General features: G+C 54.2%; 10 protein-coding genes. 3 read left to right on the top strand and 7 right to left on the bottom strand.

Translation table 11 applies throughout. From position 1 onward, the window contains the following. Positions 1-326: 326 nt before the first annotated feature. The 3 genes from CG471_RS26605 to CG471_RS26595 form a co-directional block, all read right to left on the bottom strand. Complete coding sequence (locus CG471_RS26605) at positions 327-572, bottom strand: hypothetical protein (RefSeq protein ID WP_143560283.1); 246 nt, start codon at positions 570-572, stop codon at positions 327-329. A gap of 477 nt (positions 573-1049) precedes the next feature. Continuing rightward, the gene (locus CG471_RS26600) at positions 1050-2744 is read right to left on the bottom strand and encodes a diguanylate cyclase (RefSeq protein ID WP_257211697.1); all 1695 of its coding nucleotides are present in this window, start codon (positions 2742-2744) and stop codon (positions 1050-1052) included. 18 nt (positions 2745-2762) lie between these two features. Beyond that, complete coding sequence (locus CG471_RS26595) at positions 2763-3575, bottom strand: IS5 family transposase (RefSeq protein ID WP_099234313.1); 813 nt, start codon at positions 3573-3575, stop codon at positions 2763-2765. 1089 nt (positions 3576-4664) lie between these two features. Here CG471_RS26595 and CG471_RS30855 point away from each other — a divergent pair. Continuing rightward, a complete protein-coding gene (locus CG471_RS30855; protein ID WP_180275808.1) occupies positions 4665-5036 on the top strand; it encodes a PilZ domain-containing protein in 372 nt (123 codons plus the stop codon). A 98-nt stretch (positions 5037-5134) separates the two neighbouring features. Here CG471_RS30855 and CG471_RS26585 read toward each other — a convergent pair whose 3' ends face one another. The 4 genes from CG471_RS26585 to CG471_RS30850 all read right to left on the bottom strand — a co-directional run bounded on the left by CG471_RS26585 (position 5135) and on the right by CG471_RS30850 (position 9394). Beyond that, the gene (locus CG471_RS26585; RefSeq protein WP_143560281.1) at positions 5135-5653 is read right to left on the bottom strand and encodes a winged helix-turn-helix domain-containing protein; all 519 of its coding nucleotides are present in this window, start codon (positions 5651-5653) and stop codon (positions 5135-5137) included. Positions 5654-5878: 225 nt separating this feature from the next. After that, on the bottom strand, positions 5879-6370 hold the full coding sequence (locus CG471_RS26580; RefSeq protein WP_099234308.1) for a MucR family transcriptional regulator: 492 nt from the start codon (positions 6368-6370) through the stop codon (positions 5879-5881). A 462-nt stretch (positions 6371-6832) separates the two neighbouring features. Further along, positions 6833-7660, bottom strand: a complete 828-nt coding sequence (locus CG471_RS26575) for an undecaprenyl-diphosphate phosphatase (protein WP_099234307.1) — start codon at positions 7658-7660, stop codon at positions 6833-6835. Between the two features lie 1272 nt (positions 7661-8932). Continuing rightward, positions 8933-9394: a hypothetical protein gene (locus tag CG471_RS30850; protein ID WP_180275807.1), complete on the bottom strand. Its 462-nt coding sequence runs from the start codon at positions 9392-9394 to the stop codon at positions 8933-8935. Here CG471_RS30850 and CG471_RS26570 point away from each other — a divergent pair. Beyond that, positions 9393-11369 (top strand): bifunctional diguanylate cyclase/phosphodiesterase, encoded by a 1977-nt coding sequence (locus tag CG471_RS26570; RefSeq protein WP_180275806.1) that lies wholly within the window; start codon positions 9393-9395, stop codon positions 11367-11369. The genes CG471_RS30850 and CG471_RS26570 overlap by 2 nt on opposite strands. A gap of 117 nt (positions 11370-11486) precedes the next feature. After that, a partial coding sequence (locus CG471_RS26565) for a hypothetical protein (protein ID WP_143560279.1) occupies positions 11487-11905 on the top strand: 419 nt, incomplete at its 3' end.

Below are 11905 nucleotides of genomic sequence, written 5' to 3'. Positions count from 1 at the left end.
ATATTAATGAACGAAAATTAAGCACCAAATATTCCATACACGCCTTCGCTCGTCGAAAATGCATCTAGTTTAAATTGGCCAAATTCATGTCATTCGACCATATACAGAATCAATTCGGCTCAAATCCATAAACTCGACCTATCAGAAGGGTGAATATGGTGGAACTCATCATCCGCAAGACAAAATGAACTGCCAAATGCAACACCAGCCCTATAAATAGAGGCGCGAGCGCGTGATGGCAGGTTGCCGATGGCAAGTTGCGCGCCAGGCAGGTAGATGAGGCCATAACTCCGCCTGCCAATTTGGCCTACGCAATCTGCATCAGGCTAATGATAGACAAACAAGCCACGTCGACACAGCTCGAAGGAGATGATTGACTGTCGCCCGATGGCAGTCAGCATAGCATCCCCGATAACAGGCAAGCCAAGTAGCATCCGTTCCATGGAATCAAAATCATGGCTGGCTCGAATGCCCGAAGGAAGCAGCCCCTTGCCGCCAGCAAGCATGACAGCAACCTGCCCACCGCGGTCGCATGCCAGCCACATCACATTGATATGAGCGGGATAATGCATCCATGGACCTTATCTGTCAGATGAAATACTGCCTCCATATCAAGCGTTTGCGCTCTCTATATGGCAATGCATGCAGACTTCATGCGGGCATCGGTCTTCGCCGATGGCGCTTGCCCCTCCCGCAAATGAATGAGATCCCCGACGCCCATATTGCAACGCTAAAAGCGAGCGCCGGGGAGCCCGGGATCGCGTCGGAGCGCCCGGACAGTTTTTATTGTGACCTAGCCACACCCAATCTGCAAGCTCAAGAAAAACACCCCCGGTGCATGGAGGAATCTGTATGTCCAAGGGGCAGAAAGTTGGGCTGGTAGCGTCCACCATTTCACGCAAAATCGGGCCTGGCGGCTCGCATGTCACAGTTTCAGCAATGATACTGACAAGCTGTTGCCGACAACAATCAGTTACCGCCGAGGCATACCCAGCCCCGACCGACGGCGTGCCACACTCTTCGCAATCCCCCACCTTCCACCCGCCCGATCAGGCAGCACTGGACTGGTTTCGCCCTCCTCGTTTCGAGCGATAAAGCGCATCATCAGCTGCGGACAGCAGCTTTTCTGACGATATGCCGGTGCCAAGTCGAGCCATACCGACACTCACCGTGGCAGGAATAACTCGCCCCGACTTCAACTTGGTGCCATTGGCCTCGAACCGCTTTCTCACGCGTTCACACACCGCCTTCGCCTGCTCAAGCGAAAGCCCCATAAGAATTACCGCAAATTCCTCGCCGCCAAGGCGTGCAACCAGATCATGGTCCCGCACAGTCGCGCGCAACAGAGCGACGAAGTTGATGAGCACCTCATCACCGACCGCATGACCATGCTCATCATTGATCTGCTTGAAGTGATCCAGGTCGAAAAGTGCGAGGCATCCTGCCTCGCCAGCGAAGACGCGCGAACTCAACAATGCCTCGAGCGCCTCATCGAAGGCGCGACGGTTGCAGGCACCGGTCAGCGGATCAGTCATGGCCTGCTGGCGCAAGTCCTCGATGAAATGTCGCCGCTCGGTCACCTCCCGAATAATGCTGAGCGTTCCGATCACGCTGCCCTCGGCATTCACGAGAGCGCGGACATGACTCTCGATCCATATGATGGCGCCATCGGAGCGGACGATGCGATATTCAACAATTGCGCTTTCGTCCGGCGATGAGAGAACCTCCCGCCGGATGGCGAGCACATGAGGGAGATCGTCCGGAATGATCAGGTAGAACAAAGGGCGACCAATCAGATCGGCGACCCGATAGCCTGTCATACGCTGCGCCGAGGGTGATGCATATCGGACCGAACCATCGAGCGCCGCGCGCAATACGACATCGCTCATCCTGTCAAGGATGAGCCGATGCAAGGCCTCTGCCGCATGAAGCCGCTCCAGCACAAGGCGACGAGTGTAGAGCTCTGCCGCCAAGGGAAGCAACAGAAGGACAGTCGAGGCGAAATAGATTTGGAGAACCTGCAGCTTGAGCGCCATGCTACCTGAAAGCAATGCAGTAGGACCATGCCCTGCCAGAGACAGGGACAAGCCGACCACGATCAATATCAGGATCGAAACAACCGCACCAAAGCGCCCCAGGCGCAAGGTCGCCGCTATCATCGGCAAAAAGGGCACAACGACAAGAGGCACTCGATCCTGACCAAATGCGGCCAGCGCAGCAACGAGCACCAGAAGAAAAAGGCCAAACGCATTATGGCGAAGGGGCGCAGGAGCGCCGCGCACCCAGCGCTTCACATCGCCGCGTAGCAGCAAGATGAGCGGCGGACCAAAGATGATCAAGCCCAATGAGTGACCGGCATACCAATCGCGCCACGCCTGCCAGTAACCGATATCCTTTGCCATAGTGGTAAAGCCAGCGGCGCCGATGGCACTGAGCATCGGCACGAAAAAGCCGCAGATGCCGATGAAAATCGCGACCTCACGCACAGAAGCGAAGCGCCCAAATCTGGGGAAGGATCTGCGCATCAGGAAGGCGCCTGCCAATGCCTCAAGGATACAAAGCAAGGGTAGCCCAACGCCGACAACGCCACCAAATCCGAACAGCTGGGACGCGCACATGCCTGGAATTGCACAGGCCAGCGCCAGCCCGCCCCACCGGCGACGCGGACTGGCGAGAAGCTTGGCAAACAGCAACGCGCTTGCCGGCCACATGACCGCGATGCCGCCGTCGAAGCGCGTAAGTATGAGAGCCTGTCTTGAATCTCATGCGTAACGAGCGATGCGCCTGATGAGGACGACGGCAGCAGCGGCATATAGGAGTGCAGTTGCGGATTTGATGGTTCGCTCGAAGTCCTTTGCCAAGCGTCGATTTCGATTGAGCCATGAGAAGGTTCGTTCGACCACCCATCGTCTGGGATGGACGACGAACCCGGTCTGGTCGGCGAATTTCCGAACGATCTCTATCGTGACGGATGTGGCTTCCCGGACGCGATCGCTGTTGTAGGCGCTGTCGGCATAGGCATGCTCGACCAAGGGGTGCCGCTGGCGTGACTGCCGGAGCAAAGGCACTGCGCCGTCTCGGTCCTGCACGTCAGCGCCATGAACCAGCAGTTCGAGCGCACGACCATCGGTATCGACCATGGCGTGGCGCTTGCGGCCCATGATCTTTTTCCCTGCGTCATAGCCGCGCGGACCACCCGCTTCAGTGGTCTTGACGCTCTGGCTGTCGATGGCCGCCGCTGACGGCATCGGTTCTCGCCCCGTTCGGACACGGTCGATCTGGACAAGATGGTGGTTGAGACTTTCGAATGTCCCATCGTCACGCAGAGTGCAGAACCAGCGGTAGACCGTGCGCCATGGCGGAAAGCTGTCAGGCAAAAGCCGCCAAGGACAACCTGCCCGCAGCAAATAGAAAATGGCCTCGATGATCTCCCGCATCGGCCAACGCCGTCGCCGTCCGCATTGGCACGGCGCGGGCAAATACGGCTCAATCAAATGCCATTCTGCATCGGTAAGATCGCTTCCATAGCGAAGCTGTGCGCGGCTATGATGTGCGCGGGCGGTCGGGTTCCACATGATGGCTTCCAAGGTTGGTGTCGCAACCCCTCGGAATCATATCGAAACTCGGCCGTCCACCGTTACGTCAGCGTTCTGACACAGCCTCTGAGAGCCAATGAAGAGGATGCAAAATAGGCGGCAGCTATGGCGAATATGCCTGCCATACGCGCTCTCCAGTGAGGAGACATCGGGTCAATCATGGAATGCATTATTGAACCAAGACCGGCCTCAAATAAAGTCGCAATTAATTTTTCCGATTTTTTACGCATCATGAAAGGCATTCCGGAATCAATGCGATCGCGCACGCCGCCATCGAATATCGATTTAATATTGAATCTTATTTTTTGGCACGCCAAGACTAAACACGATACGAGCCGGCTTTAACTAACATAACATCAAATCAAATAACAAAATTTTATATTACATAATCATATATTTCACACGCATAAAACTATTAAAACGCACATAAAGGAGCATCGATACAATATTTTACGGTCGTGAAACCAAATAGATCTGTTAATTATTTATTTTTTGAACATCAACAAGATTCCATATTGATAATTCATATTTTTTGTACAAATATCAATTCGGCACCTGCTGACGATCAAGCCTTCATGCCCTGCTTCGGGTACGCTGCAAAAGCAGAGGCCCCAATAATGATGGTCGCCTTTCATACGCAAAATAAATTATCATGCATTTCGGCATGACAATTCAGACGTTATAATATTTTTTGCATATGAAACTGAGAATATTGAACTTGCAATTATGATGTGAAAATCGCGTCGACCCGGACAATATCCGGATTGGAGCGTAGCAAATCTGCAATTACGATTGGCGACATTTTCGGACGATTGTATCATGCTCTCAAGAATCTTTTCAAATTCATCTCCTCAAGAGCCTGGCGCGAGCATCGCCATGCTTCATGTGGCAAAGCTGTCAACCGGTGGCCGGGAGGCCTTGTGCGTTGTGCATGGCCTCGCCTCGCGGGATGCGAAGGTAAGGACATCACTCCCCCTGCAGCTTGGGCAATCGGTAAGGCTGACACTACGCAGCGGATGCGATTTGGACGCAACGGTAGTTGCCAGTCACACCCCCAAAATATACCTCATGTTCAAGCAGGCCATACCGCTACCCAATCTGTTGGCCGAACAACGCAGGGGTAATCACACACTTGAATCCGTCCGTTTCGCAGCGACTGGAAGCGCAATCCTGTATCGAGACGGCCAGCCATTGTCCTGCGAACTAGTAGACATATCCCTGTTTGGCGCTCGGATCAGGCTGGAAGAATCAAACGTCGCCGCCGATGAGGCATTGCAGATACATATACCTGATCTACTGATCCAGGAGGCAACGATACGCTGGAAAGAGGATGGCGACGCGGGCCTGAGCTTTCGCCATAGCCTTGGGTACAATCAATTGGAACGCTGGCTCGAGATCCAGCATGATCGCGCCGTCATGCGCCGCCAGCAGGTCCGATGAGCACATCCATCCCAACTGCCGGGGGACGCCATGGAGATGACCAAAACTCAACCATGCCGCGAAGATAGCTGACCAAGAAGCTGAGGCGCAAGGTCGGCTCAGGCGGCGACCGCCCGCAGGCCACTCGACGGCGCGTCAATTAGCAAGCCACGTCCGGGGCAGACTTCGATAAATTCCGCCCCCGAACGTGCATGAATGATGTTCACCATCTGGGTGATACGATTTGCGGCGGAAGCAGGGCCGCCGTCCGCGCAGGGCCAGAGCCTCGAGATGATCTCATCGCGACTTAATATCTTACCGCGATTAAGGAGTAGCAGCGTAAGAAGTGCATGCTCCCTATACGGCAAGAAAAACTCTTTGCCATCACAAGATGCTGCCCGCCGCAGCAACTGCGGAAACGACATCCTCACCTGCGCCATGAACCTGCCCCGCATCTGGCCCGAAATATCAATCCGACGCTCATCACATCCCACAAATAGCCGTATTGGCGAATGGCATGCAAGACCAATCATAGGGCTCGCAGTCAACATCATCAATCCAGAATCAATTTTCTTGGCTTGTGCGCGAACTCCATCTCGCAATTTTTTTGCTAAATTATTATTTTTTGAAATCGACAAAAATATACACAATCTGGATTGCGAACCGAAATTTATCCGAAAGTTGAACGAACCAACTCGTCATATCAAATCAGTCATGTTAATCGAACATTGGCCTCGGCGTCGTATCATCTTCCTCCCCCCCCGGATAGAAACGGCGCCGAGGCCAACGCAATCAACAGCTGCAAGCGCTTTTCAAGGCCTCCCATTTCTCAGGCCCTGACCGGACTCAGGCCCTGACCGGACTCAGGCGACCCCCACCCGCTCACCCGCCTTGCGCCGGGCCGGCTTGGCAGTCGACGTTGCAGTCTTGCCGCTCTTCCCGTTACGCCGAGCTGTTTTCTGACCAAGCCCGTTCTGGTGCGCCAATGCCTTTCGGAATGCAGCATAATTTGGAGCGACCATGGGATAATCAGCAGGAAGATTCCATTTCTCACGATATTCGTCCGGGGTAAGGCCGTAACTCGTCATGAGATGGCGTTTGAGAATCTTGAGCTTTTTCCCATCTTCAAGGCATATGATATAATCCGGCTTCACCGAGGATCGTACTGAAACGGCTGGCTTGGGCGCCTCCTCCTTGATCACAGCGGCCTGACCCAATCCATTTAGGGCATCATATACGGACTTTATGATCCCGGGGAGCTGCTGAGCTTCCGTCTTGTTGTTTCCTATGTGCGCTGCAACAATATTGGCAGCAATCGCAACGAGGCTTTCATCCACTCCTGAAATTTTTTTCATATCTCTGCGTCCCGAATAAACTGATTGGGACATTTTTATTACTATGCCTGCGATGACATGTCATCGCTGTTTTTCCACCAGCCCCAATATTGAACAACCGACACTAGCCAATTGACTTTCTGATCTCACTTTAGTGAACGGATCATCACCCCAATTGATGTCCTTCATTTAAAGATCAAGACAACAATCACTTAACCGAAAATTTTGTTATAGGCGCCACCTGCAACGGACGCGCGCGCGCCTGCCGACGCGGCACGCTTGTCCCATGCCATGACCACTTCGTCCGCCAGCAGCGCCAAACAACAGCATATGACCATCGTATCGCTGCGACTTGGGGCATGCAGTTCTGTCGTGAATTCACCCGGGCCCGATGGCTGACCGCTGCATATTGCAACCATATATTGACGTGGCACAAGCTGCTCGCAGCGCAGCATTGACCAAGAAAATCATGCGCAACCCCGCCTATCGCGTCACCAGCGCGCCTGAAGCGAGCATGACAAGAAGAATCCACCCAAGCCCCAGGCGATAAAGGATGAAGGGCAGATAGCTATGACGGCTGACAATCTGCAGGAACGCAATGATGACACCATAGCCGACCGCAAAGGCAATCATGGTCGCCAGCAATGTAGGCCCGGGCCCGATCGGGCCGAATTGGCCCCAGCTTTTGAGCAACTGATAAAGTCCCGAAGCCATCACTGCAGGGACGGCCAGAAGGAACGAATATCGGGCCGCTGCCTCACGACTGAAGCCCAGCGCCAGTCCGGCGCTGATTGTACCGCCCGATCTGGATACGCCCGGCACAAGCGCCAGCGCCTGAGCAAGGCCCAGCAATATCCCATCCTTCAAATTCATCTCGTCCAGCGCCCTTCGGCGAACACCAAAATGGTCGGCGATACCGAGCAGCAGCCCGAAAATGATGAGCATCAATGCCGTTATATACAGGCTTCGCCAATCCGTTTCGATGCTGGACTTGAAGATCAGGCCAAGAACAACAATTGGCAAAGTTCCCAGGATGACAAGCCAGCCCAGCCGGGCCTCTGCAGTTTTCTCACCGCCTCGAAGTGCACCCAGCCACGCAACTGCAATCCGCCAGATATCCCGACGAAAATAGATCAGCACAGCTATCTCCGTACCAATCTGCTTGATTGCAGTGAATGCAGCGCCCGGATCACGCCCTGATGGCAGAAGAGCACCAACGATTCGCAAGTGGGCGCTCGAAGAAACCGGCAAAAACTCGGTCAGGCCCTGAACCAGCCCGAGAATAACGGCTTCTATCCAGATGCTATCCAAATTTCCCCGCCCCCGAAAAGCCCATTGTCACGATATCATTTCTTAACCGAAATGCTGGCCGAGACAATAAGGCAATATTCGCGGCGATAGGCGCAGCATCAACCCCGACAAATCGATAATCAATATCGCTCAGTAAATGATATTGATGTCATGGAACCTGATTTCAGCAAAAATGTTGTTCAGCCGAGCCATCAAAAGAGATTGGCTGGCATATGGAGAGGGTCATGCTGATACAATCCGAGACAGGACGGCCGCCGCGGATCATGCGAGGCTTGTTGACGGGCGTCTTTCTTTCGTTTCTGCTCTGGGTATCAGCAGCACTCCTTTTCCACTGGCTGTCCTGATTTCCACTGGCTGTCCTGATTTCCTCGACAGCGCCAAAACTCATTGGTGACGACAAGGATTGCCGATGCGATCAAGAGCCGAAGTACCATGGATTTGCGGATAGCGCTTATTGTGAGCGGCAACTTTTGTCCGGCAGAAGAAATGGATAATGGATATATTCAAGCCCATCATCGTGACGAACGATCAGCTGTTGCATAATAAGGCGCTTTGAAGGAACATGGGCGAGGCCTGAGGCGTGCGACCCGCAGGTCAGTTCTGACGCCTTCGACACGCAGTCGGATCGGAGAGGATGATGAAAGGCGCCGGCGTATGGCGCGCCTGATTCCCGCGCGCCATGCGCTGGCAATGTGCCGGCCCTTTATTTATCCCGATGCACTAAGCACCCAACCCAACCGACGGGCCACCTATGCCGCTTCATGACCTGGCGAATATAGAGCATGCCAGTACATAGCATGTCAGTCCCGGCAAAATACGTAATTCATGCAATTTCATGCGACAAACCGTTCGTCGCAAGCGGCAATATGACGACATTTGTCGGTTTTGATTTGTCGATTTATCGTGCATAATATCCATTCTTCGAATATTGTAATTATTTCAGGCGAGATCATATTCGTACACAAGAATATGTTTCAGCTATATTTTTACAAATATAGTTTCTCTACCGTTATGAGAAGGCAAGATTTGATTCCATGGATGCAAAAGCAATCCTGTCATCGCATTTTTCAAAAGAACTGCCATTTCCTGCTGTTTTGGAACATGGTGGAGACCTTTCCGAGATACGCGTGCGCATATTGAGCCCTTATGGGATGGTGATCAGCGGTATCAATATTCCTGAACTAAATAGCTTGGTTACAGTGCATATAGACACGATGACCGTTGCAGGCATAATCAGCGCCAGGTCGGGCAGCGATGGATCTATACTTTATATCAGGCCCGCATCATCGGCTGATCAACCCGATAGCGATAATTAAAGTGAATGATATGAGCGGCAGGGTTATGGTTACCAGCAAATTGGCCGGATAAGATCGGGAATGGACATCGAACCATGCCTATGCCGCCGATGTTCACCAGGAGCGAACCAAGAAGGAGTTGGAATGCCATTAGCACGCCCCAGCTCGCTTCACCTGAATAAGGCCGTGCTTGATATGCAGGCATTTTTGGCTCGTCGCTCTCCCCGCTTCGCAGGAGACAGGAGATGATGTGGGGGACTGCGTCATCCAGGCCGGCATCAGCGTCGCCAAGGGTAACGCCCACAAGATTTCGGCGGCGATTAGGTTCGTCTATTTCCTCACATAAAGGCCTGCCGCTTGGTCTAGCACTGATCCTGGCTGCCAACGCGGTGGCTTTTGCCTTACCACTATCCTTTCCAGGCTTGGTGAATGTGGCCATGGCCCTGGTAGCCATATTGCTCGTTGCAGCCTGGGGTTGCGTCGCCATATGCCGACGCAGCCGCAGAGCGTTCGTTAAAACATCGGACTTACTCAATGACGCGCGCTGGACCAATTTTCTGGCTGCGATATGCTTTATAGGCACGCTGGGTTGGACTGGGAGCCTGCTGGTCCATAATGATCTGAGTTCCGCCACCATGGGCTTCATGCTCTCATTTGGCATGCTGCTCTTCCTTCATGGACTGATCTTTCATCCCTTGGCTGCTGCGGGGAGCGCAGCGATGCTGGCGCTGGCCGGCCTGTTTCACATGAGACCGTGGCCAGAACTGGCCGCCCTGCCCGGCAAGATGATATTGGCCGCACCTTGTCTGATGGCCTTGCTGGCCATTGCACTGCATTGGCGCCGGCACAAGCAGATGGCGTCAACCCGCCAACGTGCACGCGAGGGCTATCTTGGGCATGGGCTTTGCTCCGACATGCCGCCGGTCGGTGATGAGACAAGCGCCATCTTGCGTCCGGTCTGGCCAGGGCAACTGGCACATCAGCTAAGGCAGTTGCGAGGACGCGCAGTCAGTATCGGGGAGCCTCCTGAACAAAAAGCGCAACAGGATGAAGTGGAAAGCTTCGTCCATTACGACCTTTTGACCGGCCTTCCTCACAGGCTCGCATTTCAGGATCAATTTGATCTCATCCTGTCCAGCCCGGGCTTTCACGCGGCACTTCTCTATATAGATCTGGATGGCTTCCGTCTCATCAACGACCTTCGTGGCAACGGCATTGGCAACAAGATACTTTCTGCAATGGCCGGGCGCCTCGCCCAGGCGTGCCTTGATCCACTCATGACAGTGAGCCGATTGGGCAGCGACGAGTTCGCCGTGGTGTTGCCCGGCTATGACGCTCGCAGCGCGACAATCTTCGCGCGGCATCTGCAGGATCGATTGAAGGCACCGATATTGGTGGCGCAGCAGAGGATCGTCATGACAGCATCAATCGGGGTCGCGCTCGCCCCTGAACATGGACTGCAAGGAGACAAGCTCCTCGCTCGCGCAGGGATAGCGCTTGCCGCAGCCAAGGCACGGGGAAAGGGGCAGCTATGCCTTTTTGCACCCGATATGGAGCAGCGCCTCCATGAGCGCGCGATGATCGAAGCGCGCCTTCGTCTCGTACTCGAGAGCCAGGACGGTTTTTTTGTCTTCTATCAACCAATCATGGCCTTTGGTCGTGAGGAACCTGTAGCCAGGGAGGCGCTTGCACGCTGGTTCCATCGCGAAGCCGGCTGGATCCCTCCTTCACGGTTCATCGAGGTCGCCGAACAGAGCGGCTTGATTGCAGCCTTGAGCGATTTAATGATCAGCAAGGCCTGCAAGGACGCTACCAACTGGACAGACGGCGCCTGTCTCGCGGTAAATATTTCGGCAAGCCTTCTGGGCCGGGGATATTTGCCCGACCGAATTGCGCGTGCGCTGCTTGAATCGGGGCTTCCAGCTGCGCGGCTTGAGCTCGAAATCACCGAAACCGCACTTCTTGACGATAATGAGCGCGTGCTCGAAGAATTGCGTACCATCCAGAAGATGGGCGTTTCGATTGCCCTGGACGATTTTGGAACCGGCTATTCTTCGCTTTCTCACCTGCGCGCCTTCCCTTTTCAAAAAATCAAGATTGATGGCAGTTTCGTTCGCGATGCAGCTTTGAACCCCAATTGTGCCGCAATCGTTCATGCGATCGCGGATCTGGGGAAGCGATTGGGCGTGGCGACCGTGGCTGAGGGCGTTGAAACGCTCGAGCAACTGGAATTTGTGCGTAGCCAGGGCTGCCAGCAGGTTCAGGGCAACTTCTATTCTGTCCCCCTGCCCAGCGAAGAAGATTTGCCGCGCATTCGCGCTCTTTCCAATTATGATGTGTCGAGAGGCACGCTTGCTGCATCAGACAGACCAGATGATTTCGAGCCATGGCATGAACCGTCCTCGCGACCCTGACCATGCTCGCGGGGCTGGTGAACCTTCCAGTTCCGATGGGCAAGCTATCGGCGCAACCTTATATTGCGACACGACCTCCAAATATCGTTATCGCTTCATGTTCCCGCATATTCCAAGTTGCAGCAGATCGCTTTATTTGACATGAACTTGGTCATGATGCCCCGCGACATCAACAGTCCCGCTCATTTTCGCTGGTCCCGGCGTACGGGACGCATCATCGATGCAGTCTGCTTTTGCCTATTGATGCTTGTGGTCGGCACGGTCATCTACGGTCTCTTGCTGCGCGCGATGTACGAGCATAGCTATTATGGCGCTGCGGCCCTTGCCCTATTGGGTGCACTGGTCATGCTGATCGGCCTTGCGCAGCAAACAATTGCGGCGCGTGATGCCGCGACCTGGCGCGCCATGGCGGAATGGCAAATACGCGCTGCGCGAACGCGTTCTGCCAGTGCGGCCGGACAGGCACACGATGCTGATGGCCAGGGCGACCCTAGTTCCTCGCTTTATTATGAGCAGCTGCTCGAAGCGCTCATCAT

The sequence above is a fragment of the Sphingobium sp. IP1 genome (assembly GCF_002708645.1).
Lineage (GTDB): Bacteria > Pseudomonadota > Alphaproteobacteria > Sphingomonadales > Sphingomonadaceae > Sphingobium > Sphingobium yanoikuyae.
Note: the sequence above shows the minus strand (reverse complement) of the source record. Positions and strands in the feature narration are given on the sequence as shown.